The sequence below is a fragment of the Elioraea sp. Yellowstone genome (genome assembly GCF_006704265.1).
Classification (GTDB): Bacteria; Pseudomonadota; Alphaproteobacteria; order Acetobacterales; family Acetobacteraceae; genus Elioraea.
In genome coordinates, this window is sequence record NZ_VIKA01000045.1 from 1 (window position 1) to 24180 (window position 24180).

Below are 24180 nucleotides of genomic sequence, written 5' to 3' on the forward strand. Positions count from 1 at the left end.
CCTTCCGGGCTTCTCGTGGCGGGCGTAGCTGACGCCGGTGACGTCGCACCACGCCGCCTGGATCTGCGTCGAGAGCATCGCGTCCGCCGCCGCGCGCGGTGCGACCGGCCAGCCTGCCGGCGGGGCAGGGGGCCGCGCTTGCCTTCCCGCCGGGCTCGGCCGCCCTGCCCGCCGAGATGCGCGCGGTGGTGGCGCGCTTCGCCGCCGGGCGGGGGACGGCGGTGGTGCGCGTCACCGGCTACCGCGACACCGAGGGCGGGGATCTCGCGCTGGCACTCGCGCGTGCGCAGGCCGTGGCCCAGGCGCTGCGGGTGGCGGGCACGCCGGCCGAGGCGATCGAGCTTGCCGCCGAGCCGCGCCCCGGCCCGGCCGGTCGCGGCGCCGAGATGCGGCTGGTATATTCGCCGTGATTGACGAGTCCGCCCGGACATGCGCCTAGGCGGCCCCACGACCTGTCCCGGATCCGCCGCATGCCAGCCGCTCCCGCCGAGTTCCACCGCATCCGCCGCCTGCCGCCCTACGTCTTCGCGGAGGTCAATCGCCTGAAGGCCGAGGCGCGCGCGCGCGGCGAGGACGTGATCGATCTCGGCATGGGCAACCCCGACACCGGGGCGCCGGCGCATGTGGTGGCGAAGCTGACCGAGGCGGTCGCGGATCCGCGCACGCATCGCTACTCGGTCTCGAAGGGCATCCCGGGGCTCCGCCGCGCGGTCGCCGGCTACTACGCGCGCCGCTTCGGCGTCGCGCTCGATCCCGAGACCGAGATCTGCGTCACGCTCGGCTCGAAGGAGGGGCTCGCCAACCTCGCCTCCGCCATCACCTCGCCGGGCGACGTGATCCTGGTCCCGAATCCCTCCTATCCGATCCACCAGTTCGGCTTCGTGATCGCCGGTGCCGCGGTGCGGTCGGTGCCGCACGAGCCGGGCGAGGAGATGCTGCGTGCGCTCGACCGCGCGGTGATCCATTCGGTGCCGAAACCGACCGCGCTGATCGTGAACTTCCCCTCGAACCCGACCGCGCTCACCGCGAGCCTCGACTTCTACAAGGAGGTGGTCGCCTTCGCGCGCCGTCACGAGGTCTTCGTGATCTCCGATCTCGCCTATGCCGAGATCTACTTCGAGGGCGACCCCCCGCCCTCGATTCTCGCCGTGCCGGGCGCGAAGGCGATCGCGGTCGAGTTCACCTCGATGTCCAAAACCTACTCCATGGCCGGCTGGCGCATCGGCTTCGCGGCCGGCAACGAACGCCTGATCGCGGCGCTGGCACGCGTGAAGTCCTATCTCGACTACGGCGCCTTCACGCCGATCCAGGTCGCGGCGGTGGCGGCGCTCAACGGGCCGCAGGACTGTGTCGGCCAGGTGCGGGCACTCTATCGCGACCGGCGCGACGTGCTGATCCGCGGGCTTGCCGCCGCAGGCTGGGAGGTGCCGGTGCCGGCGGCCTCGATGTTCGCCTGGGCGCCGATTCCCGAGCGGTTTCGCGCGCTCGGCAGCCTGGAGTTCGCCAAACTGTTGCTGGAGCGCGCCAAGGTCGCGGTCAGCCCCGGTGTGGGCTTCGGCGAGCACGGCGACGGGCATGTGCGCATCGCGCTGGTCGAGAACACGCACCGCATCCGCCAGGCCTGCCGCGCGATCCGGCAGTTCCTGCAAGGTTCGAACGCGCCCGCTCTGGCCGCGGGGGTCGAGGACGCCGCATGACCGATGCTCCGTTGCGGGTTGGGCTCGCCGGCCTGGGCACGGTGGGAGCGGGGACGCTCCGGCTCTTGCGCGAGAACGCCGAGCTGATCGCCGCCCGCGCCGGCCGGAAGATCGTTCCGGTGGCGGTTTCCGCGCGCGAGCGGATGCGCAATCGCGGCGTGTCGCTCGACGGGCTCGCATGGCACGACGATGCGGTGGCGCTCGCACGTGATCCCGGCGTCGATGTCGTGGTCGAGGTGATCGGCGGTGCGGACGGGATCGCCCGCGCCACCGTCGAGGCGGCGCTCGCCGCGCGCAAGCCGGTCGTCACCGCGAACAAGGCGATGCTCGCCCTGCACGGCGCCGAGCTCGCCGCCGCCGCCGAGGACGCCGGCACGCCGCTCGCCTTCGAGGCGGCGGTGGCCGGCGGCATTCCGGCGATCAAGGCGCTGCGCGAGGGGCTGGCGGCGAACCGCATCCTGCGGGTGGCCGGCATCCTGAACGGCACCTGCAACTACATCCTGACGACGATGCGCGACACCGGCCGCGCCTTCGCCGAGGTGCTCGCCGAGGCGCAGGCGCACGGTTATGCCGAGGCCGATCCGGCCTTCGACATCGATGGCATCGATGCCGCCCACAAGCTCGCGATCCTGGTCGCCCTCGCCTTCGGCCGGCCGGTCGATTTCGCCTCCGTGCACGTCGAGGGCATCCGGCACGTCTCCGCGCTCGACATCGCCTTCGCGCGCGAGCTCGACTTCGTGATCCGCCTGGTCGGCATCGCCGAACGCCACGACGGCGGCATCTCCGCGCGCGTCCATCCCGTGATGGTGCCCGCCGCCTCGCCGCTTGCGCATGTCGACGGCGTGTTCAACGCGGTGATGGTCGAGGGCGACCATGTCGGGCGCGTGATGCTGGAGGGCCGCGGGGCGGGCGCCGGTCCCACCGCCTCGGCGGTGGTCGCCGACCTGATCGACATCGCCCGCGGCCGCCATACCCCGCCCTTCGGCATGGCCGCGCATCACCTGTCGGCCGAGCCTTCCGTGCCGATCGCGCGCCGCGTCGGCGCGGCCTATCTTCGCCTCATGGTGGTCGACCGGCCCGGCGTGATCGCCGATGTCTCGGCCGTGCTGCGCGACCACGTGGTCAGCCTGGAGAGCATGATCCAGCGGGGCCGCGCCCCGGGAGCAGCCGTGCCGGTCGTGCTGACCACGCATCCCTGCGAGGAGGCGGCGCTCGCCGCCGCGCTGACGCGGATCGCCAAGCTCGACTCGGTGGTGGAGCCGCCGACCATGATCCGGATCGAAACGCTGTAGCCCGCGAGAGGGATTGGAGGAGACATGGCGAAGAAGGCAGGCGCGCCCCGGGTGTTCGCGGCCGGTGGCGAGGCACCGGATGCGCGGCGCATGGATCGCAACCTCGCACTCGAACTGGTGCGCGTGACCGAGGCGGCAGCGCTCGCTGCCTCGCGGCTGATGGGGCGAGGCGACGAGAAGGCGGCCGACCAGGCGGCGGTGGATGCGATGCGCCACGCCTTCGACACGGTCGCGATCGACGGCACCGTGGTGATCGGCGAGGGCGAGCGCGACGAGGCGCCGATGCTCTACATCGGCGAGAAGGTCGGCTCGGGCGGCCCGAAGGCCGACATCGCGCTCGATCCGCTCGAGGGCACGACGATCACGGCGAAGGGCGGCAACAACGCGCTCTCTGTGGTGGCGCTCGCCGAGGCCGGCAACTTCCTGAATGCGCCGGACGTGTACATGGACAAGATTGCCGTCGGCGGCGGCCTGCCGGACGACCTCGTCGATCTGGACGAGACTCCGGAGGCGAACCTCAAGGCGGTGGCGCGGGCGAAGAAGATGGAGGTGTCAGATCTCGTCGTCTGCATCCTCGACCGGCCGCGCCATGCCGAACTGATCAAGGCCGTGCGCGCTGCCGGTGCGCGGATCATGCTGATCAGCGACGGCGACGTCTCGGGCGTGATCGCGACCAGCCAGCCCGAGAGCGGCATCGACATCTACATGGGTTCGGGCGGGGCACCCGAAGGCGTGCTGGCGGCGGCGGCGTTGCGCTGCATCGGCGGGCAGATCCAGGGGCGCCTGCTGTTCCGCAACGACGAGGAGAGGAAGCGCGCGGCGAAGTGGGGCATCACGGATCTCAACCGGAAGTACTCGACCGAGGAGATGGCGAGGGGCGACGTGATGTTCGCGGCCACTGGCGTCACCAACGGCGCCATGCTGCGCGGGGTGCGGCGCTTCGGCTCGGGTGCGATCACGCATTCGCTGGTGATGCGCTCGAAGTCGGGCACGGTCCGCTACATCGAGGCGCACCACAACTTCACCCGCAAGTCGTGGATGGCGGTCTGACCGCGTTCGCCTCGGTCGTGCGGTCGTTCAGCGGCCGGCGCTGGATCGTCCGCACCGCCGATGCGCGCCAGGCCGCGCTGCTGGCCCAGGCGCACGGGCTGCCCGAGCCCATCGCGCGACTGGTCGCGCTGCGCGGCATCGCGGCCGAGGAGCTTGAGCGGCATCTCGCGCCGCGGCTGCGCGACTGGCTGCCCGATCCCTCGGTGCTCGACGGCATGGATGCGTTCGCCGCGCGGCTCGCGGAGGCCGTGCTGCGCGGCGAGACGGTCGCGGTGTTCGGCGACTACGACGTGGACGGGACGGCGGCGACCGCGCTGTTGCGTCGTTTCCTTGCAGCGGTCGGCGGGCAGGCGATGCATGCGGTGCCCGACCGGCTGCGCGACGGCTATGGCCCCAACAGCGCGGCATTCCATGCCCTCGCCGACGCGGGTGCGCGCGTGATCCTGTGCGTCGATTGCGGCTCGGCCGCTCCCGGGCCGATCGCGGAGATCGCGTCGCGTGCCGACGTGCTGGTGCTCGACCATCATCGCGTCGACCGCGCGCCGCAGGCCGCCGTCGCGCACGTCAACCCGACGCTCGACCGCGACGGCGCGCACGCGCATCTCTGCGCCGCGGGGCTCGCCTTCCTCGCCGCGGTGGCGACCAATCGCCTGCTGCGCGCGGCCGGCTGGTCGCGCGCGCTCGATGCCGCCGCACTCCTGGCGCTGGTCGATCTCGTTGCGCTCGCGACCGTCGCCGACGTGGTGCCGCTGATCGGCGTCAATCGCGCCTTCGTCGCGCAGGGGCTGGCGTCGATGGCGGCACGCCCCCGCATCGGCATCGCGGCGCTGCTGCGCGTCGCCGGCATCAGCCGTGCGCCCGATGCCGAGACGCTCGGCTTCGCGCTCGCGCCGAGGCTCAACGCTGCCGGCCGGATCGCCGATGCGGATCTCGGCGTGCGGCTGCTGCTGACCGACGACGCGGCGGAGGCCGAGGCGCTGGCGCAGCGTCTCGACGCGCTGAACCGCGAGCGCCAGCGCATCGAGGCGAGCGTGCTCGAGGCTGCGCTTGTCGAGGCTGAGCGCCAGGTGCATGCGGGCCGTCCCGTCATCCTGGTGGCGGGCGAGAACTGGCATCCGGGCGTGGTCGGCATCGTCGCCGGGCGGGTGAGGGAACGGTTCGGCCGCCCGGCCTTCGTGCTCGCCGTGGCGGAGGGAGTCGCGACCGGCTCGGGACGCTCCGTGCCCGGCGTGAATCTCGGCGATGCGGTGCGCGCGGCGGTGGCGGCCGGCATCGCGAGCAAGGCGGGCGGCCACGCGATGGCCGCCGGCGTGACGCTCGCCGCCGATCGGATCGGCGTCCTGCATGAGGCGCTGTGCGCGGCCTGCGCGGATGCGGCACAGGAGCCGGAGGCGCTGCTGCTCGACGGCAACGTGACGGTCGAGGGTGCGACCGCAGCACTCGCGCGCGCGGTCGGTCGGCTCGGCCCGTTCGGGGCGGGCAATCCGGAGCCTGTCTTCGCGCTGTCCGGCCGGCTCGCCCATGTCGGCGCGGTGGGCGCGGCCGGGGTGCATCTGAGGCTCGCGCTCGAGGGCGAGGGCGGCGCGCGGCTCGGTGCGATCGCCTTCCGTGCCGTCGGCGCCCCCCTGGGCGAAGGACTGACGGCCGCGCTCGGCCGGCCGGTCCTGCTTGCGGGCGTGCTGCGCGAGGACCATTTCCGCGGCGGCGAGGCGGTGTCGCTGCAGGTGCTGGACGCTGCGGCAGCGTGAGGCTTGCTTGCATCCCGCACCGGCTCGGGCTAACCCCGCGCGAGGTCCCGTTCGTCTAGAGGCCTAGGACTCGGCCCTTTCAAGGCCGCAACACGGGTTCGAATCCCGTACGGGACGCCATTCCTTCCTACAAACTCGCTCTCCGGTTGGGTGGCCGGCGCCTGGAACCACAGGTTGCGCCAGGGTTGGCGCGTGAACCTTGGGAGCGCCGGGGGCGGAGCGGGCCGGAATTCCCTCTCTAGACGGCGCGTTCTCTCCGAACCTCGGGACTTGGCCGATTTAGTCTACAAGCTCATAAACTGCGAAAATTCAAGGACTTGTAAGGGGCTCCTGGCCGACGTGGTTCGCGCTTTACGCGCCCCACCATAAGCTCCAGGGGGCGAACTTTTCATGGCCGACCCCAGGCAGGCCACGCACCTCTCAGTGGCCCATTTGGATTTAGGCCGATACAAGGTCCCCTACACCATCTAGAATCTTCCGCCCGCGTTAGGAGGGAGACTGCACCGGAAGCCGCCATGAGCACGTCCCGCCACATCGTCGCCCTGCTGCAGAGCCACATCGCCGGAGATGAGGACCGCTTCCTCTCCGTGGCAACGCAGCTTGCTGCGCACGAGGCGCGGCAGGGACACGGTAAGCTCGCCCAGGAGCTGCGGGAGTTGATCGACAGCGCGAAGGGCAAGCGAGCGACCGTGGCTCGCCGGGGTGCCGGCCCTGTGCCAATCGCCCAGCCCAAGGGCGAGATCGCGGGCTTTCTCGCTGCTCGCTACTCGGACGTTAGACTCTCCAGCATGGTACTGACCCCCGACCTGGAGGCTCGGCTGACCAGGGTGCTCCGGGAACAACGTCAGCAGGAACGGCTGCGCGCGCACGGCCTAGCACCACGCCGCAAGCTGCTCCTGGTCGGACCGCCGGGATCTGGGAAGACCATGACTGCCGCCGCTCTCGCGGGCGAGCTGAAGCTGCCGCTGTTCACCGTCCTTTACGATGGGTTGATCGGCAAGATGATGGGCGAGACGGCGGCGAGACTGCGCCTCATTTTCGACGCGATCGCCGTCCAGCGAGGCGTCTACCTCTTCGACGAGTTTGACGCGCTCGGGGCGCAGCGCGCCGGCCCGAACGACGTCGGCGAGATTCGGCGCGTCTTGAACTCGTTCCTCCAATTCCTGGAAGACGACGATGGGCCGAGCCTGATCGTCGCAGCCACGAACCATCCTGAGCTGCTCGACAAGGCCCTGTTCCGGCGCTTCGACGACGTCATCCCGTATGCTCTGCCGGGACCGGAGGTCGCGCGGGGCATCCTCGATGCGCATTTGGCTGCCTTTGAGCCGGTGAACATAGACTGGCCGAGCGTGCTGGAGGCGGCGGCGGGGCTGTCCCAGGCGGAACTCGCCCGTGCGGCCGATGAGGCGGCAAAGGCGGCTGTTCTGGGCGAGCACGACGGGGTAACAACAACGGCACTGCTCTCAGCCCTCGCCGAGAGGAAAGCTGCGGCCTTGTAGGTGTCGTCCACGCCCATGACTGACCTCCCGCGCGACCGCCCGCACCTCCACATCGAGGGCGGCGGCCAGAGCGAAACATACACTTCTCCTCGGACAGTGAGGCAGGGTCTGCCGCCGGCACGCGCGCGTGCCGCGCACGCGGCGCGCCTCGAGCGGGCGATCGGGACGGCCCTCGCCGAGGGGCGTCGGCGCATAGCTGCGCGCGAGACGAGCATCGCCGAGGGCGAGCCGGGCTTCTACCTGGAATTCGATATACCCGTTGCCGAGCGCGCGGCGGTCGAGGGCCTGGAGAACAAGCCGAAGGCTATTGAGCTGGTCGCCGTTCGACCGCCGGCCGAGGGCGACGAGATGGTCACGGCGACGGTGTTCGTACCCGAGCGCTCGGCCGACTTCTTCGTCAAGAAGATCGAGGCCTACCGCGACGAGGACACCAAGAAGGGGCGGCCCAAGAACCAGAACCTGATTGCCCGCATCGAGGACGTGCGCCTGGGCGCGGTGCGTTCGCTCTTCACCGACAGCATGGAGTTGTTCCCGGCCGGGGGACGCCAAACCTGGTGGGAGGTTTGGCTGCGGGACGGGCGGCTCGCCACCTTCCAGAGGGTCGCAGCGCGGCTCAGCGTGGCGCTGAAGGAACACGCCATCAGCTTTCCCGAGCGCGACGTGGTCATCGCCCTGGCCGACGAGGCCACGATGGCGCGGCTGATCGAGAACTCGGATGCCGTCGCCGAGCTGCGTATCGCAAAGGACACGCCGACGCTGTTCCAGGAGATGCACCCGGTGGAGCAGGCGGACTGGGCGCGTGACCTGGCCGGGCGCGTGATACCCCCATCTGTGCTCGCGCCCGTTGTGTGCCTGCTCGACAGCGGTGCCACGCAGGCGCACCCGCTGATCGCGCCGGGCCTCGATCCTGTGGACCAGCATGCCTATGACGACGCCTGGGGCGTCGGCGACAGCGCATACTGGAACGGGCACGGCACGGCAATGGCAGGGGTCGCCCTCTATGGCGACCTGGAGGCTGCGCTCGCCAATGGCGGGGCTGTCGAGCTCGGCCACGGGCTGGAGACGGTCAAGATCCTGCCGCCTGCCGGTCAGAACGACCCAGACCTGTACGGCGCGATCACCGCCCTGAGCATTGGCAAGGCCGAGGCCAAGGCGCCTCGCCGGCGGCGGGTCTTCTGCATGGCCGTCACGAGCGAGGTCGGCTTGGGGCGCGGGCGGCCGTCCTCCTGGTCGGCGGCGGTCGACCAGCTCTGCTATGGCGGGGGCGACCGACGGCGTCTGATGGTGCTCGCGGCAGGCAACCTGCGCGGCGACATCAACGCGGGTGAGTATCCAGACCGCAATGACCTCGAGGAGGCGGAGAATCCGGCACAGGCATGGAATCCGCTCGTCGTTGGCGCCTACACGGACAAGATCACGATCACGCAGCAGGACTACGCCGGCTGGGAGGCCTTGGCGCCGGCTGGCGACCTGTCGCCGTCGAGCCGCACCTCCGGCATCTGGGACCGCCAGTGGCCGATCCGGCCGGACGTCGTGTTCGAGGGCGGGAACTGCGCCCACGATGGCGTCAACCCCGCGGTGGCGATCGACGACCTGCAGCTCCTGACCACCCACTACCGACCAAACAGGCGCCTGTTCCAGGAGTTTGGCGACACGAGCGCGGCCTCCGCCCTCGGGGCCCATCTTGCAGCCGGCATCATGACGGCACGGCCGGAGCTCTGGCCCGAGACCGTGCGCGGCCTCGTCGTCCATTCGGCGGAATGGACCCCGGCGATGCGCGCACGATTCGAGGCCGCCGGCTCACAGCAGCAGAAGCTCGCCATGCTGCGGCGCTATGGATGGGGCGTACCGGACCTCGGCCGTGCGCTACTCAGTGCCTCGAACGACGCCACGTTGATGGTGGAGGATGCCCTCCTGCCATTCCGCAAGGATGGGTCGACCATCAAGACGCGCGACATGCACCTCCATCAGCTGCCCTGGCCCCGCGAGGAGCTCCTCGCGCTTGGCGAGCAGGATGTCGAGCTGCGGGTGACACTCTCCTATTTTATCGAACCGAATCCCGGCGAGCGCGGTTGGACACGCCGGCACCGCTACGCATCCCATAGCCTTCGCTTCGCGGTGAAGCGGTCACTCGAGAGCCTCTCCGCATTCCGGCAGAGGATCAACAAGGCTGCCCTCGCCGAAGAGTCTGGGGAGGCACGCGGATCCGGTGGAGGCGATGGTTGGCTCCTGGGCACGATCCGCGATCGTGGATCCATCCATTCTGATATTTGGCGAGGTAGTGCCGCTGCGCTCGCCGAGCGTGACGCGATTGGCGTGTTCCCGATTAGCGGCTGGTGGAAGGAAAAGCCGGGGTTGCAGCGCTGGGACCGCTCGGTCCGCTACTCGCTCCTGATCTCGATCCGCGCTCCGGCTGCCGAAACCGATATCTACACCGCCATAGCCAACCAAATCGCAGTGGCAGTCCCGATATCATCGTAGCTCTCTGGCCGCGGCCGCAGTGAAAGTGGCAGCAGGCACGATCTCGCAGCGCCAATGGCAGCCGCTCGGCGCCATGTAGGGCATCACGCGCACGCGCTGGTAACCGCGCTTGTGCAGATCCCCGACCATGGCGAGGACCCGTACCGAGCGCCGGAGCGGATCCGGGTGCTGGACGGGCGCTTTCATCCCACCTTGAACACCCGCATCGCCTCGTCGCCGTAGTGGTTGATCACCTTCACGGCGATGCGCCCTGACTTTGGCGCCGGGAAGGGGCGGCTCTCCTTGGCGTAGAGGGTGGACCAGGCGGCCTCGTCCACCTCGGCCTTGAGCGCGGTCTTCAGCTTCTCGAAGGGGTCCTTGCCGCCGAGGAAGTAGGCCTGGCGGACGAAGAAGCTGTCGCCGTCGTAGTCGGTGTCCACGAACCAGCAGGCGACGTCCTCCTCCACCTTGCCGGAGGAGCGGACCTCGCCCGTGGTCGGGTCGAAGATATCCACGCCGCGCAGGCGCACGATGCAGGCGCCGTCCTTGGTGCGGTCGAGGGCGATGTCCGGCTCACCGAACACCACGAACAGGTTGCCGCCGCCGGCCTTGTAGGCGTCCGCCGCGTGCAGCTCCTGGCTCATGCGCGCCTTCAGCACCGTCAGGCGGCCGAGATTCATGGTGGTCTCGCCCACCTGCGGGTCGAAGGCGAAGCCGCAGACCACCAGGGCATCGGCCCAGTCGCGGCACTCCCGCGCCGCCTCCCGCACCAGCTCCTGGCCGACCGTGCCGTATTCGGGGCCGATGACAATGGCGGCGCGGCGCTGCTGGCCGGCTTCCTCGTAGGTGGCCTCGGCGGCGACGTGGCCCTTGCCGGGCCAGGGGCGGATGGTGGCGAAGGTCAGGCGCTCGTTCTTCTTGGTGTTCTGCACACCGGCCTTGGCCAGGTTGTCCAGCACGGCGGTGACGAAGTCGTCGCCGGTGCTGGCGGTGGCTTCGGAGTTGGGCCGCAGCCGGCGGCGGGGCGGCGGAGCCTCGCCGGCCTCGGCGGCCAGCGCCTCCACCACCGCCTCGTCCTCCTCGTCGGCGGGGAGCACGCGGTGAGGGGAGAGGCTCTCCACCGTGAAGGGGCCGGTGACGCGGACGGCGCCCTTCTTCGGATAGGGGCGGTCGTGCAGGAATTCGACCTCGGCGTTGCGGGCGATGGAGGCGTCCATCTCCGCCTGCCGCTCGCGCCGTGCCTGCCAGAAGGCGGCATGCGCCTCCCGTGCCGGGGCCGGGGCATCCTCCGGCAGACTGCGGGGCACCTGCCATTCCTCATGGGCTGTGCCGAGGACAGCGTTCAGCGCGGCGCGGGCGGCGTCGAGCTTCGGCTGCCACTTCTCGTGGATGACGTCGATTTCGGCGTTGCTGGCGATGGACTTCAGCGTGACGTGCGGCACCCGCTCCAGCACGAAGCCCTGGCGGATGTCGCCGTGGAACGGCCCTTCCTCGGGCGGACGGCCGGTGATCTCGGCCTCCTTCGCCGCGCCCTCCCTACTATCGCGCAGCAGATAGGCCGGGTGGCGCGCAGCCATAAGGCGCGTGCGGGCGAGGGCCAGAGCAACGCGCGAGGTGTCGATGGTGATCCAGCGACGCCCGAATTGCTCAGCGACGAAAGCGGTGGTGCCGGAGCCGCAGGTCGGGTCGAGGACGAGATCACCGGGGTCTGTGGTCATCAGAATACAGCGTTGAACCACCTGTTCGGCTGTCTGAACCACGTAGACCTTGTCGCGAGCACCGCCAACGTCATTCCAAACATGTCCGAGAAGCCTAACGGGATAGTCGTCCCAGAAAAACTTCATGCGGATCATGCGATCCTGCCGCACGATACGACCTGCACGAGCAGCGCGAGCTAGCTCTGGTGTCGTCACTCCCCAATGCCGGTTTGCGCCAGGGTGGAACACTTGGCCCTCAAACTCGAAATCGACGGTCGTGGTCTCTCGGAAGCCATCGGAAGTAAGGGGATATGCAGACCAGTCATCACGGTCGATTGAGTTGAGGCCCTTGCCCGCAATCTCTGGCTTGCCGTCGCGGGGCAAGAAAAGCTTGCGAAACTTCGAGGCTGCCGCAGTCCGATTTCGGGCATACCAAACGATGACATCAGAGTTTGCTTGGATGAACTCGCCTGTTTGGCTTCCAGTCTTCTGAATCAGAATATCGCAAATGTGATTCTCGTATCCAAATACCTCTGCCAAGAGCAATCTGATCAGCGGACTATTCTCAATGCCAATCTGGATAAAAATGCTTCCGCTGTCCGTTAGAAGCTCGCGTGCGACTATCAGGCGGTCGCGTAAATAGGCGAGATAGCTGTGAATACCATCCTTCCACGTGTCACGGAACGCCTTGATCTGCTCCGGCTCGCGGCTCAGTCCCTTCTCGGATCGGTCCTCAGCTTTTGGCTCTTTGGTGCTCGGCTGCCAGTTGCTGGCGAAGCGGATGCCATAGGGCGGGTCCAGGTAGATCATCTGCACCTGCCCGCGGAGGCCTTCCTTCTCCGCCAGGCTGTTCATCACCAGCAGGCTGTCGCCCAGAATCATCCGGTTCGACCAGTTCTCCGCATGGGCGTAGAACTCCAAGCGCGTCTCCGGATCCTCGATCCGGTCGAAGCCGCCGAACAGGTCTGCCTGCGGCGCCGTGCCCTTTCGGCTCTGCCGCTGCAGGTCGCGGATCAACGCCTCCGGCAGCACCTTTTCCTGGATGTAGATCGGTACCGTGGGTACCGCGAGCGCCTCGGCGTCCTGCGCGTCCTTCCCGCGCCAGACGAGCTGCGGGTCGAGGTCCGGGTTGCGCGGGTAGAGCATCAGCCGCGCCCGCGCCTCCTCCTCCGCCATCAGGGAGGAGGTCTCGGCGGTGGGGATGTTGCGGCGGGTGACGTCGGCGGGGTGGCGCAGCGTCTCCACCTCGGTCGTCGCGGCGGAGGCACCGTTCCCGGTAGTCTTCTTCGCAGGCGGCATGGCGTGATGGTCCCGGGTCAGGCGGCGGTCAGGGCAAGGGGCGCCGCTTGGTGCGGCTTGCCAGCGAGGTGGCGGCGGATGGCCTCCGCGACGTCATAGGGGCCGTCGAGCCGCAGGAAGTCCCAGCGGCCGTAGCGGCCGGTGCCGTTCACCGCCGGCACCCAGAGCCGGGCCATGGTGTCGTGCTTGGCGTCGTCCTGCGCATCGCGCTCGCCCTTCACCTCCAGCACCAGGTGCAGCGGGTCGTCGGGGCCGGCGCCGTCGTCCAGCACGGCGATGAAGTCGGGGCGGTAGAGGTGCTCCGCCCCGCCATGCTCATAGGGCACCTCGAAGCCCAGCCGGTCGTTCTTCACGTAGCGCAGCACCTCGGGCATGGACTCCAGCGCCTGGGCGCAGGCCGCCTCCCAGTCGCCGTCGCAGACCACCAGGTTCACCTGGCACTTGGCCGGGTCGGTCTGCCAGAAGTTGGTCTTGGTCGTGGTGAAGGCGACGTGCCGGCTGCTCCCCGTCTCGTTGTAGGGGTCCATGATGGGGCGCAGCGTGCCGGCGCCCTCCTCGTGCTCCACGCAGGCGCGGTAGATGCGCTCGGCCGCCTTGTCGCCCACGTCGCGCCACAGCAGATAGGCGGGGAAGGTGCCGCCCACGCAGGTCAGGCACTCCTCTATCCAGCGCCGGGTGATGGCCAGCAGCGAGGGGAAAAGCCAGGGCTTGCGGTTGCCCTCCTGGTCCTTGAACCAGCGTTCCAGCGTGTAGCCGGCCAGGTGGAAGGCAACGGTGGCGGGGCGCGTCTCCGCCAGCTCCTCCAGGCTCAGCTTGATGTTCTCGCCCACGAAGGGGGCGTTGATGGCGTCCGGCGGCGCCATGTCCGGCGTGATCTGCAACCGGCTCTCCGGCGTGAAAGTCGCCCGCAGCCGGCCAGGCGGCAGCACGACGCGGTAGCCGAGGACGCGGGGGAAGGTGATCTCCAGCGCCTCGCGCTCCGGCAGCACGGCGTGCACGCGGGTGGTGGGCTTGGGCGGCTTGTAGTCGGCCGCCGAGTTGGCGGGAACGAAGGAGAAGGGGATGCCGAGGACGTCCGCGTACTCGGCCTCGAACATCCCGTTGCCCTGCTCGTCCTGACCGACCGGGTCGTAGGAGACGCGGCGCAGGGCCCGGCCGATCACCTGCTCGCACAGGAGCTGGGTGCCGAAGGCGCGCACGCCGAGCACATGGGTGACGGTCCGCGCGTCCCAGCCCTCGGTCAGCATGGAGACGGAGACGACGCAGCGGATCTGCTCGCCGAGGCGGCCCTGCTGGCCGACGGTGTTCATCACCTCGCGCAGCAGGTCGCTGTCGCTGAGGGATTCCGCTTCCGCGTGGCGGCCGCGGGCGCGCAGCTCGCGCTTGAAGGCCTCGATCTCCGGCGCCGCCAGCTTGCGGAAGCTCTCCGAGAGGGCCTCGCCGCTCTCCAGCTCCTCGCTGTCGATCAGGATGGTCCGGGCGCGGGCGGCCATGCGGCGCTGGCCCGGGCCGCCGTCCTCGACATTGGAGAGGAGCGGCAGCTTGCCGGGGACCAGAACCGTGCGCTCGGTGCCGTCCGGCGCCTTCTCGGTCTTCTCGTAGCCGGCGATCCAATCGAAGACGAGCTTCGAGGTCGCGGTGTTGTTGCAGACCACGATGAAGACCGGGGGCGTCGGTCCGCCCTTCGCCTGCCAGTTGGCGAAGACCTTGGCGTAATGGCCGTAGAGGGCCTGCAGGGCGCCGACGAGCTGGCTCGGCAGATCCTCGGGGTCCAGCGCCTTGGCCTGCTTGCCGCGCCCGGCCTTGGGCAGCCGGTCGCGGACGTGCTTGTAGACGTGGCGGTAGATCGGCTCGTCGGCGCCGGCCAGGTCCTGCACCGGCACGCGCGGCACCTTCACGATGCCGCACTCGATGGCGTCGATCAGGGAGAAGTCGGAGACCACCCAGGGGAAGAGCATCCCCTCCGGGTAGCCGGAGCCGCGCAGGAAGAAGGGAGTGGCCGAGAGGTCGTAGACCGTGACCGGGTGCTTCACCACGCGCTGCAGCGCCTCGATGCCGCTGATCCAGAGGCGCGCGGCGGCGTTGTTCTTCTTCGCCTCGGCCTTGCCCTCGGCGTCCAGCTTCGGCGCGCCGGGGCCATCCTCCGCCCCGACCTTCTCGCGGTAGCAGTGGTGGGCCTCGTCGTTCAGCACGATGATGCGCCGGCGCCCGAGCAGCGCGCCGCAGACGCGCTGGACCATCTGGCCCTCGGTCTCCAGCGTCTCCACCGGCCCTTCCCGGCCGCCGAGGATGGCCTTGGCCAGCTTCGGCGCTTCCATCGTCTCCCGCCGCTGGAAGGCGTGGTAGTTGGTGATGACGATCCGGGCCCGCTGGAGGTCGTCGCGCATCTCGCGCGGCACGATGTCGTGCAGCGTGTAGGTGTTGTTCGGATCGGAAGGCAGCAGCACGCGCAGCCGGTCGCGCACGGTGATGCCGGGCGCCACGATCAGGAAGGCGTCGGTGAAGCGGGTGGAGTTGCGGGCGCGGGCGGCATTCAGGGTCTGCCAAGCGATCAGCATCGCCATCACGGTCGTCTTGCCGGCGCCGGTCGCCAGCTTGAAGGCGATGCGCAGGAGGTCGGGATTGGCCTCGGCGCTGAGCGCGCGCAGCCGGTCGAGCTCCTGCTTCGGGGCGACCTCGGTGAGCCAGATCGCGGTCTCGACCGCCTCGACCTGGCAGAAGAAGAGGCGCCGCTGCCGCGTGGGGTCGCGCCAGTGCTGCAGAAGGCGGGCGGTGACCGGGGTGACGGTGGAGCGGAGGCCGGCCTCGCCGAGGGAGCGCCAGGCGGCGACCTTCGACCGCACCTCGTTGATGTAATCGTTCGGCTTGCGCTGGCCGAAGTTGTCCTCGAGGTCGAGGCTGCCCTGCGCCTTCAGCTTGTGCTTGGGCGGGGGGACCGGGACGACGAACTCGCTCCGGCGCCGGCCTTCCGCCGGGAAGCCGGTGGGGATGCCATTCTCGTCGAGCACCCAATGGCGGGTCGGCTCGGCGAAGGGGCTGTTGAGGATGGGGTTGTCGATGACTGTCGTGGGCACATTACGATAATGCCACGCTCTGCGCCCCCGAACAGGGGGGAGGCGGTCATCGCGCCGGATCCCCAGCCTGGTTCCCATGCGCCGAAGATCTGCGGCTGTTCCTCTTCTGTCCTCCCGCGCCGCCCGGAAGGCCGAGTCGCTGCTCGGCCCAGACGGCGGAGAAGGGTGCCATCAGGGTCGGCAGGCTGAGATCAGGAGGCTGCCGCCCATCCAGGATCGCCTCAATGAGGTCCGGTGCGAGGAGCGTCAGTTGGAGGAGTCGGCCGAGATAGCCGCGGTCGATTCGTTCGGCGGCGGCCATCTCGCCGAGCGAGACGTAGCGCCCCTCCTCCAACAGCCGCTTCCACCGGTGCGCCCGGGCCAGCGCCTTGACGAGGGCCGGGTCGGCCCGCGTGCGCGCCGCCGCAGCGCCGGGGCTGCTGCCGTCCGGCGTGACCACCAGCTTCCGCCCGCCGCGGCGGCGGATCGCCAGCGGGACGCGGACCGTGATGCTGGTGGCCGTCGTCACGCCGCCCTCCGGGTCTCGGTCCCGATGCCGCCGAGGTCGCGCGCCAAGCTGGCCAGCCCCTCCAGCCGCAGCCGGATATCGGCACCGGCGGGGCTGATCTCGACGCGCTCGACCAGCAGCCGGACGATGCGGGTCTGCTCGGCCGGGAATAGCTCGTCCCAGAGCGGGTCGAGCCGCTCCAGGGCGGCCAGCGTCTCGGCCTCGGTCAGGTCCGGCGCCTCGGCCCGCGCCGCCCGCCAGGTGCCGACCACCACCTCGGGCTGGCGCAGCAGCGCCCGGACCTGATCCACCACCGCCGCCTCGATCTCGGCCGCCGGCAGGCGCCGGACCGGGCAGTCCTCCGCTTCCCCCTTCAGCACCGCCTGGCTGATGTAGTAGCGGTAGAGCCGCCCCCGCCGCCGCGTGTGGGTGGGCGACATGGCGCGCCCGTCCGGGCCGAAGATCAGGCCGCGCAGCAGGGCCGGGGTCTGCCGGCGGTTCCGGTTGGCGCGGACCCGTGGGCTCTCCCGCAGGATGGCATGAACCCGGTCCCACAGCTCCCGGGGTACGATGGGCCGGTGCTCGCCCGGGTAGACCTTCCCCTTGTGCGCCACCTCGCCGAGGTAGGTGCGGTTGTTCAGCAGCCGGTAGAGCGCCCCCTTGTCGAAGGGCCGGCCGGTCTTGGTCAGCACGCCCTCCGCCCGCAGCCGCCGCACCGTCTCCACGCCGGAGCCGGTTTCGGCGAAGAGTTCGAACGCCCGTCGCGCCCGCGCGGCCTCTTCCTCATTCACCGCAAGCTTGCGGTCGCGGACCTCGTAGCCGAGCGGGACCGAGCCGCCCATCCACATGCCGCGCGCCTTTGAGGCGGCGATCTTGTCGCGCACCCGCTCGCCGATCACCTCGCGCTCGAACTGGGCGAAGCTGAGCAGGATGTTCAGCGTCAGCCGGCCCATGCTGGTCGTGGTGTTGAAGCTCTGCGTTACCGAGACGAAGGTGACGTCGTTGGCGTCGAATACCTCGACCAGCTTGGCGAAGTGCATCAGCGAGCGGCTGAGGCGGTCGATCTTGTAGACCACCACGACGTCCACCCGGTCGGCCTCGATGTCGCGCAGCAGGCGCTGGAGGGCGGGCCGCTCCAGGGTGCCGCCGGAGATGCCGCCGTCGTCGTAGTGGTCCGGCACCAGCACCCAGCCCTCGGCGCGTTGGCTGGCGATGAAGGCCTCGCAGGCGTCGCGCTGGGCGTCGAGGCTGTTGAACTCCTTCTCCAGCCCCTCCTCGGTCGACTTCCGGGTGTAGACGGCGCAGCGGAGCTTCCTCGCCGCGGCCGGCAGGACGGCCTCGGCCGCGGCGGTGGCCTTGCGCCTCATGCCTGCCCCCGCTGGTTCTTCAGGCCGAAGAAGCTCCAGCCGTTCCAGCGCGTGCCGGTGATGGCGCGGGCGATGGCCGAGAGGGAACGGTACGGCCGGCCCTCATACTCGAAGCCGTCCTGCAGCACGGTGACGGTGTGCTGGACGCCCTGGTATTCGCGCACCAGCCGGGTGCCGGCGACCGGCCGGTCCTCGCCGGCGCGGATGCGGCGCAGCACCACGTTGCCGCCGTCCAGCTGCTCGCCCAGCGCCTCCAGCCGGGCCACCGTCTCCGGCTTCAAGCCGCCATAGGCCAGCTCCTGGATGCGGTAGGCGAGCCGGCTCTCCAGGAACTTCCTGTTGTAGGGCGGCGGTTCGGTGCCGCAGAGCTCGCGCCATTGCCGCTTCAGGTCGGCGATGTCGGCGGTCTTCAGGGCCGCCAGGCGGGGCAGCACGCTGGCGGGCGGAATGCTGGCGACCACCGCGGTCGGCGCCGCGGCGGCCTGCACATTATAATTCGAGCGCTTCGTCATGCCTGTCTCCGACGAGTCGGGTTGGCATGACGGCGCTGCCAGGGCGCGGAGTGTAGGCGAACCTCTCCCCGGTCCCGGGCCTCGGCGGCGTCGCGCGCCAGTTCCTCGGCGGCGCGGCTGCGCAGCCGCAGCAGGCCGGCGGCCAGGAGGGCGCAGACCTCGCGGAGGTGCGGCGGGAGGTGCTGCAGGGCGGCGGAGTGGGGTGAGGGGCTCGGGATCATCGGTTCGCGCCCAAGATCACCCCGACCGGCCAATTTGGACAGCCAAAACAATCGCTTAGCGAACCACAGCGAAGAAGAAGGCAGCCGTGCGCAGCCTCCCTCGCACCCGCCGCCCGCCCCGCTCCCGGGCCGGCAGCCCGAGTCGCGGCCATCGCCTCCCGGCGGGTTCCGAATCCCTGCTTGACCCCGGAGCCGCCAGCCAAGATACGTCAATCCGCGAAGCACCGTAGGATGGGAAGCCGCGGGATGGACGCGCGATGACATCGCGGGCGACGACGCTGGGCAAGGCCATCGTGGCGGCCCGCAAGGAGAAGGGCATCAGCCAGAAGGACCTGGCGGCGTCCGTGCTGAAGGACGACGGCTCCGGACCGATCTCGCCCCAGTACCTGAACGACATCGAGCACGACCGGCGCAGCCCGAGCTCTGACCACCTGATCCGCCAGTTCGCGAGGGCCCTGGGCGTCGACGAGAACTACCTCTTCGTGCTGGCCGGCAAGATCCCCGACGAGGTGCGGCTGAAGGCGCGCGATCCTGATAAGGTCGCCGCGGCGTTTCGGAACTTCCGGAAGAGCGTGTCGAACTGAGGGGGTGGCGCATGGTGGCTTGGGTGCCCGACAGATCCGGCCGATTCGGCCGGCGCCCCCACTTCAGCCGGGAGGAGCTCGACCGGGAGTGCGAGGCGATCGTCGGCACCTTCCTCCGCGGCCGGTACGGCGAGGCGCGGTACCCGATCTCGACCGATGACCTCACGGTGCTGGTGGAGCGGTACACCTCCAGCCTCGACCTCTACGCCGACCTGTCCGCCCACGGCGAGGACGTCGAGGGCATGACCGAGTTCTTCCCGGACGAGCTGCCGGCGGTGGCGGTGTCCGAGCGCCTGTCCTCGGACCCGAGGCGCGAGAACCGGCTGCGGACGACGCTGGCGCACGAGCTCGGCCACGCCCAGTTCCATCGCGCCCTCTGGGCCGAGCGGTTCTCCCGCGGTGGCCTGTTCGACCGCGCCGACCCGGAGGCGAAGGCGATCTGCAAGCGGGACTCCATCCTGGAGGCCCGCGAGGTGGACTGGATGGAGTGGCAGGCGGGCTACGTCAGCGGCGCCATCCTGATGCCGCGCTCCGTCCTCGGCCGCCTGGTGGCGGAGCTCTGCGTCCCCCGCGGCATCCACGCCGCCGTGCACGCCGAGTCGCCGCTCGCGGCGGAGATGGTCGGTCGGGTGGTCGAGGCCTTCCGGGTCTCCCCGGACGCGGCGCGGGTCCGCCTCCTCAAGCTGGACTTCCTGACCACGGAGCGCCGGGCGCCGACGCTGTTCGGCTGAGCGCCGGCGCCGCTACGCCACTCCGCGTAGAATTGCGGTTGATTTCGCTGCCGTCCCTTTGATACGGCAATGAGCGGATCGCCGGATGACCCGGCGCGATTCGCCCATCGGAGTCCGAGCATGCTCACCTTGGCGAGCTTCATCCGCAGCACCCCGCCGACGTCGCTGCGCAGCTACTTCAGCACCCTCGCCGCCCCCCTGCCGGCGGAGATCCCCTGGGACGGCCCGGCCGGCGCGATCGCGGCGCCGCTCCTCCGCGCGGTGGACGCCATGGACGAGGCCGATCGGCTGCGGGTGATGAACGACGCCGAGCGGGTGGGCGCCATGGCCGACGAGCCGGGCCAGGCGGCGATCTATTCGGTGTGCCCCCACCACGAGCTGCTCGATGGGATGGAGAACGGTCATGCGCGGGCCCTGTGGGTGTTCCTGCACGACCAGAACACCTTCCGCCACGCCGAGGAGGTCCGCTTCGCCGACGAGAAGCGCTTCGGCCGCATGTGGGACGGCTTCGCCGGTCAGCCGCATCTCACCGTCGCGCGCGGCGGCGCCGCCGTCGAAGCGTTCCGGCAGGCCATCGCGGATCGCTTCGGCAGCGCGAACGTCGAGGTCGAGATCTGCGATCGCTCCCGCCCGATGCTCGAAGGCCCTGACGCGGCGCTGGTCCAGGCCGCCGTCTACCGGGAGGGACGCGCGGGCGACGTTCTCGAATTCGTGGACGGCAGGCTCTCGCGCCGCCCCCACAAGCCGGTGGTCGAGGCGGCCTTGACCTATGAGCCGACGACGGGGGCGATCGAGGTGGTCGCCGCGGCCCGGGAGACCCGCGAGGACCTCGTCCGGCTGTTCGCCGAGCATCTCCTGGGCACGGCCTTCCAGGGGGAGCGGCTGCCCATCCGTCAATTCAGCCTCGATCGCCTCCGGCAGCCCTTCGACTTCCCGACCGACCCGGAGGACGGCATCGAATCGGTGCGCATCACCCTGATGAAGCTGATGCCCTACGGGACGCAGGGCGAGCGCATCACCCTCGAATGCATGCGCGGCGCCGAGAACACGATCTGGCAGCTGGCCGCGGACCGTCTCAAGGACCAGGAGCAGGGCATCGAAGGCTATGCGATCACCGCGGTTCGCCTCACCATCAAGTTCCGCGCGGCGCCCGGGACCCGTGGCGGCCGCACCCTGCCGGTCACCATCACCATGCCGAAGGGCTGCGATCTCAAGGACCGCACCGAGCGCGAGCGCATCATCGGGGAGAAGTACCTCCGGCGCTGGCGGCTGCTGCGCGATGTCTGAGGGCCAGCCGCCGCTCGATGCCGAGGCGGTGGATCTGCTCCTTGAGATCCTTGAGCTTCGGGAGCCGCTGTTGTCCGGCGCTGCGGCAGAGCTAGGCCCCCGAGCCGCGGCGCTGCTGAAGGCGGCCGGCCTGCTCGTGCCGCATGACCATGAAGCGGTCAGCGCGTCCCTGGCCGATCACGAGGACACGCCGGTTTCGCTCATCTGGTCCGAAGCGGCTGGGGGGGTCGCCTATTTCAGTCCCGCGGTGGGGCCGGTGGCTGTGCCTCGGGAGCGGTTGGTGCGGCACCGCGTCGATATCGACGCGGTGCTCAATGCGGTGGCCGAGAAGCTGGACCGCCCGAGCAGCCGGCCAGCCTTTCCCCTCGTCGATGGATTGCTGTGGGAGCTCGGCGATGTGCGCCTCGGCCGGCGCCCCGCGCGCGTGCCGCTCTGGTTCGCGCGGCGCCTCGGCGATCCCGCCGTGCGGCGGCAGGTGGCCGACGCGGCGCGCGCACGACCGCACAACCGGCTGCGCGTGGTCCTCACCAGCACGCGGCCTGCCCGCCTGACCGACGTCACCATTCCAGGGGCCGTCGTGGTGGCGCTGCGCGACGTCCTCGACGCCCCGGAGCGCCTCGCCGTCAGCCCCGACATCCTCGACGCCCGACTCCGCGGCGCGCCCGCCGATGAGGACGGCCGCCCTCTCGTCCTGTCCCCCGACGGCCGGCAGCTCCGCATCCACGGCCACCCGCCGATCGCCTTCAAGTCGGACGCGCAGATCGCCGCCATCCGCAAGCTCGTGGAGGCCTTCCATCGCGGGGAGCGGCTGCCGATCGGCGAGCTGACCGACCACGGCAGCCTCGCCCGCCTGTTCGGCGGAAAGAGGTGGGCGCTGCTCAGGCCCCACATCAACGCCGTCAACCACCTCTGGGGCTTCGAGCTGTAGCCGGTTTTCTCCCGGTTCTTCTCCCGGTCGCCGGCTCGTTCTTCTCCCTGCCTCGGACCGACCTTCCCCGCAGTCGTTCGAGGGAAGTCGCCATGTCCGTCAGGCACCTGCACCAGGCCGATCTGGCCCGCCGCTGGAACATCAGCCCGCGCACGCTGGAGCGCTGGCGCTGGCTCGGCCAGGGCCCGCGCTTCCTGAAGATCGGCGGCCGCGTCGCCTATCGCATCGAGGACATCGAGGCATTCGAGGCGGCGCAGGTCCGCACCATCAGCGGCAGCACCAGGGAGCATCGTCCCGCCGCCTGACCGCACCCGGCTTTCCTGCCGGGTCTTCCTGGGAATGCAACACCGCCGCGAGGCGGAAACACCAGGACGGTCAGCTCCGCCGCGTCGGGGCCCGGCAGCGCCTAGATCGACGGAACAGGAGCGCGACGACGAAGGAGTCACGCTTCCATGTTCAAGACCACCACGCCGCTGCAGCGGCTCCGCGAGTCCTCCTACGCGCTGGCCGAGCTGCCGGACAGCTTCCGCACCGGCGAGCTCGGCGAGTACGGCCAGCCGGTCAGCAAGGCGGTCACCGATGCGACGGTGGATGACGTCGCCTTCGCCATCCAGGCGCTCGGCGACGAGGCGGATACGATCTACCGCCGCGTCACCGCCCTCAAGCAGCTGCACGACCGCGCCCGGCGTGCCGGCGCGCGCGGCGCGGACCTCGCCGTGGAGGCCGCCGTCCGCTTCGCGGAGCGCCGCAAGTGAGCGCCCCCTTCACCCAGACACAGCCGGGCCGGCTGCGCATCATCGGCGCCGACGAGCGCATGGCGGAGCGGCGCGGCATCAAGGGCGTCCTCGCCGGCGCCTCCGGCATCGGCAAGACCAGCCAGCTCTGGTCGCTCGACCCCGCGGCGACGCTCTTCGTGAATCTCGAGGCAGGCGAGCTCGCGGTCGCCGGCTGGCCCGGCGACGAGGTCCGCGTGCGGGACTGGGATCTCGCCCGCGACCTCGCCTGCTGGATCGGCGGCCCGAACCCGGCGATGCGGGACGACCAGCCCTACGGCGCCGGTCACTACGCCCGGGTCTGCGAGGCCTTCGGCAGCCCCGCGCAGCTCGCGAAGTACCAGACGATCTTCGTGGACTCGATCACCGTCGCGTCGCGCCTCTGCCTGCAGTGGTGCAAGGGCCAGCCGCAGGCGGTCTCGGACCGCAGCGGCAAGCCCGACCTGCGCGGCGCCTACGGCCTGCTCGGCCAGGAGATGATCGCCTGGGTCACGCACTTGCAGCACGTGCCGGACAAGAACGTCTGGCTGGTCGGGATCCTCGACAAGAAGCTCGACGACTTCAACCGGCCGTTCTTCGCGCTGCAGGTCGAGGGCACCAAAACCGGCCTCGAGCTGCCCGGCGTGGTCGACGAGCTCATCACGCTCGCCGAGCTGCGCACCGAGAAGGGCGAGCCCTACCGCGCCTTCGTCTGCACGACGCTGAACCCCTTCGGCTATCCGGCGAAGGACCGCAGCGGCCGCCTCGCGACGATCGAGGAGCCGCATCTCGGCCGGCTGATGGAGAAGATCCGCAGGCCGGCCGCGGCGCCTCCGACGGCGCTGTTCCAGGTCGCCCTGCCCGCGGCCCCCACCACCGACACGACGACGCAGGAGAGCTGAGCGGTGTCCGACAGCTTCACGCACGACTTCAACGGCGCCGAGGCGCAGCAGAACGCCTTCGAGCTGATCCCGTCCGGCACGCTGGTGAGGGTCCGCCTCACCATCCGGCCCGGCGGCGTCGGCCCGGAGGGCTGGGTGACCCAGAGCCGCACCAGCGACGCGCAGTACCTCAACACCGAGGCGGTGATCCTGGAGGGCCCGCACGCGCGGCGCCGCGTCTACACGCGCATCGGCCTCCGCGGGAAGGGCGCGCAGGGCAGCGACGATCCCTACGGCAACCGCGGCCGCGCCCTGATCCGCGGCATCCTGGAGAGCGCGCGCGGCGTCGCGTCGAAGGACACCTCCGACCGCGCCCGCGCCGCGCGCACCATCCGCGGCTACGGCGACCTGAACGGGATGGAGTTCCTCGCCCGCATCGGGGTCGAGAAGGACAAGGCGGACCCGCGCGACGAGGGACGCAACGTCGTCGCCGCGGCGATCGGGCCCGAGCACGCGGACTACGCCCGGCTCATGGGCGGGGCGCCGGTCGCGGCGCAGCCGACGCCGCCCGGCCCCGTGACCCAGGGCACCGGCGGCGCTGCGCCGCCCTGGGC

20 protein-coding genes and 1 tRNA gene are annotated in these 24180 nt (G+C 70.4%); 16 read left to right on the forward strand and 5 right to left on the reverse strand.

Annotated elements, in window-relative coordinates; all coding sequences use genetic code 11:
- The first annotated feature begins 98 nt into the window (after positions 1–98).
- From FK498_RS08600 to FK498_RS08635, 8 genes are all read left to right on the forward strand, one after another.
- Positions 99–410 (forward strand): OmpA family protein, encoded by a 312-nt coding sequence (locus FK498_RS08600; protein WP_141853578.1) that lies wholly within the window; start codon positions 99–101, stop codon positions 408–410.
- A 60-nt stretch (positions 411–470) separates the two neighbouring features.
- Complete coding sequence (locus FK498_RS08605) at positions 471–1697, forward strand: LL-diaminopimelate aminotransferase (RefSeq protein WP_141853580.1); 1227 nt, start codon at positions 471–473, stop codon at positions 1695–1697.
- A complete protein-coding gene (locus FK498_RS08610) occupies positions 1694–2989 on the forward strand; it encodes a homoserine dehydrogenase (protein ID WP_141853582.1) in 1296 nt (431 codons plus the stop codon). The genes FK498_RS08605 and FK498_RS08610 overlap by 4 nt, the downstream gene beginning before the upstream one ends.
- Before the next feature lie 90 nt (positions 2990–3079).
- Entirely contained in the window at positions 3080–4039 is a 960-nt protein-coding gene (glpX, locus tag FK498_RS08615; protein ID WP_141853615.1) for a class II fructose-bisphosphatase, read from the forward strand.
- Complete coding sequence (gene recJ, locus FK498_RS08620) at positions 4024–5787, forward strand: single-stranded-DNA-specific exonuclease RecJ (RefSeq protein ID WP_141853585.1); 1764 nt, start codon at positions 4024–4026, stop codon at positions 5785–5787. The genes glpX and recJ overlap by 16 nt, the downstream gene beginning before the upstream one ends.
- A gap of 44 nt (positions 5788–5831) precedes the next feature.
- Positions 5832–5907: transfer RNA gene (locus tag FK498_RS08625), tRNA-Glu, on the forward strand.
- 395 nt (positions 5908–6302) lie between these two features.
- Complete coding sequence (locus FK498_RS08630) at positions 6303–7286, forward strand: AAA family ATPase (protein WP_141853587.1); 984 nt, start codon at positions 6303–6305, stop codon at positions 7284–7286.
- A 15-nt stretch (positions 7287–7301) separates the two neighbouring features.
- Positions 7302–9767, forward strand: a complete 2466-nt coding sequence (locus FK498_RS08635) for a S8 family peptidase (protein WP_141853589.1) — start codon at positions 7302–7304, stop codon at positions 9765–9767.
- 182 nt (positions 9768–9949) lie between these two features.
- Here the strand turns inward: FK498_RS08635 and FK498_RS08640 are convergent, their stop codons facing one another.
- The 5 genes from FK498_RS08640 to FK498_RS08660 are packed head-to-tail and all read right to left on the reverse strand — an operon-like array spanning position 9950 to position 18182.
- Positions 9950–12742, reverse strand: coding sequence for a site-specific DNA-methyltransferase (locus tag FK498_RS08640; protein ID WP_141853591.1), 2793 nt, complete (start codon positions 12740–12742; stop codon positions 9950–9952).
- Between the two features lie 17 nt (positions 12743–12759).
- On the reverse strand, positions 12760–15816 hold the full coding sequence (locus FK498_RS08645; RefSeq protein WP_161988358.1) for a BPTD_3080 family restriction endonuclease: 3057 nt from the start codon (positions 15814–15816) through the stop codon (positions 12760–12762).
- 46 nt (positions 15817–15862) lie between these two features.
- Positions 15863–16324, reverse strand: a complete 462-nt coding sequence (locus FK498_RS08650) for a hypothetical protein (RefSeq protein WP_229678133.1) — start codon at positions 16322–16324, stop codon at positions 15863–15865.
- Positions 16321–17670 carry a recombinase family protein gene (locus FK498_RS08655; RefSeq protein ID WP_141853595.1) on the reverse strand — a complete coding sequence of 450 codons (1350 nt, stop codon included), beginning with the start codon at positions 17668–17670 and terminating at the stop codon, positions 16321–16323. Before FK498_RS08655 ends, FK498_RS08650 begins: the two co-directional genes overlap by 4 nt.
- Complete coding sequence (locus FK498_RS08660) at positions 17667–18182, reverse strand: DUF2924 domain-containing protein (protein ID WP_141853597.1); 516 nt, start codon at positions 18180–18182, stop codon at positions 17667–17669. Before FK498_RS08660 ends, FK498_RS08655 begins: the two co-directional genes overlap by 4 nt.
- 478 nt (positions 18183–18660) lie before the next feature.
- On the opposite strand from FK498_RS08660, the gene FK498_RS08670 reads away from it, so the two are divergent.
- The 8 genes from FK498_RS08670 to FK498_RS08705 all read left to right on the forward strand — a co-directional run.
- A complete protein-coding gene (locus tag FK498_RS08670; protein WP_141853601.1) occupies positions 18661–18987 on the forward strand; it encodes a helix-turn-helix domain-containing protein in 327 nt (108 codons plus the stop codon).
- A gap of 23 nt (positions 18988–19010) precedes the next feature.
- Positions 19011–19718: an ImmA/IrrE family metallo-endopeptidase gene (locus tag FK498_RS08675; RefSeq protein ID WP_237560888.1), complete on the forward strand. Its 708-nt coding sequence runs from the start codon at positions 19011–19013 to the stop codon at positions 19716–19718.
- A gap of 270 nt (positions 19719–19988) precedes the next feature.
- Positions 19989–21005: a hypothetical protein gene (locus tag FK498_RS08680; RefSeq protein ID WP_237560889.1), complete on the forward strand. Its 1017-nt coding sequence runs from the start codon at positions 19989–19991 to the stop codon at positions 21003–21005.
- A complete protein-coding gene (locus tag FK498_RS08685; RefSeq protein ID WP_141853607.1) occupies positions 20998–21933 on the forward strand; it encodes a hypothetical protein in 936 nt (311 codons plus the stop codon). The genes FK498_RS08680 and FK498_RS08685 overlap by 8 nt, the downstream gene beginning before the upstream one ends.
- A 92-nt stretch (positions 21934–22025) precedes the next feature.
- Entirely contained in the window at positions 22026–22238 is a 213-nt protein-coding gene (locus FK498_RS08690; protein ID WP_141853609.1) for an AlpA family transcriptional regulator, read from the forward strand.
- Positions 22239–22385: 147 nt separating this feature from the next.
- On the forward strand, positions 22386–22688 hold the full coding sequence (locus FK498_RS08695; RefSeq protein WP_141853611.1) for a hypothetical protein: 303 nt from the start codon (positions 22386–22388) through the stop codon (positions 22686–22688).
- The gene (locus tag FK498_RS08700; RefSeq protein WP_229678131.1) at positions 22685–23587 is read left to right on the forward strand and encodes an ATP-binding protein; all 903 of its coding nucleotides are present in this window, start codon (positions 22685–22687) and stop codon (positions 23585–23587) included. Before FK498_RS08695 ends, FK498_RS08700 begins: the two co-directional genes overlap by 4 nt.
- A 3-nt stretch (positions 23588–23590) precedes the next feature.
- Positions 23591–24180: hypothetical protein (locus tag FK498_RS08705; RefSeq protein ID WP_141853613.1), on the forward strand; the 590-nt coding region annotated here is incomplete at its 3' end.

What these genes read in the sequence shown, in the direction of transcription:
- FK498_RS08605 (WP_141853580.1), top strand. Translation starts at nt 471, where the DNA reads ATGCCAGCCGCTCCCGCCGAGTTCCACCGCATCCGCCGCCTGCCGCCC.
- FK498_RS08610 (WP_141853582.1), top strand. Translation starts at nt 1,694, where the DNA reads ATGACCGATGCTCCGTTGCGGGTTGGGCTCGCCGGCCTGGGCACGGTG.
- glpX (WP_141853615.1), top strand. Translation starts at nt 3,080, where the DNA reads ATGGATCGCAACCTCGCACTCGAACTGGTGCGCGTGACCGAGGCGGCA.
- FK498_RS08630 (WP_141853587.1), top strand. Translation starts at nt 6,303, where the DNA reads ATGAGCACGTCCCGCCACATCGTCGCCCTGCTGCAGAGCCACATCGCC.
- FK498_RS08635 (WP_141853589.1), top strand. Translation starts at nt 7,302, where the DNA reads ATGACTGACCTCCCGCGCGACCGCCCGCACCTCCACATCGAGGGCGGC.
- FK498_RS08640 (WP_141853591.1), bottom strand. Translation starts at nt 12,742, where the DNA reads ATGCCGCCTGCGAAGAAGACTACCGGGAACGGTGCCTCCGCCGCGACG.
- FK498_RS08655 (WP_141853595.1), bottom strand. Translation starts at nt 17,670, where the DNA reads ATGAGGCGCAAGGCCACCGCCGCGGCCGAGGCCGTCCTGCCGGCCGCG.
- FK498_RS08660 (WP_141853597.1), bottom strand. Translation starts at nt 18,182, where the DNA reads ATGACGAAGCGCTCGAATTATAATGTGCAGGCCGCCGCGGCGCCGACC.
- FK498_RS08670 (WP_141853601.1), top strand. Translation starts at nt 18,661, where the DNA reads ATGACATCGCGGGCGACGACGCTGGGCAAGGCCATCGTGGCGGCCCGC.
- FK498_RS08680 (WP_237560889.1), top strand. Translation starts at nt 19,989, where the DNA reads ATGGACGAGGCCGATCGGCTGCGGGTGATGAACGACGCCGAGCGGGTG.
- FK498_RS08685 (WP_141853607.1), top strand. Translation starts at nt 20,998, where the DNA reads ATGTCTGAGGGCCAGCCGCCGCTCGATGCCGAGGCGGTGGATCTGCTC.
- FK498_RS08690 (WP_141853609.1), top strand. Translation starts at nt 22,026, where the DNA reads ATGTCCGTCAGGCACCTGCACCAGGCCGATCTGGCCCGCCGCTGGAAC.
- FK498_RS08695 (WP_141853611.1), top strand. Translation starts at nt 22,386, where the DNA reads ATGTTCAAGACCACCACGCCGCTGCAGCGGCTCCGCGAGTCCTCCTAC.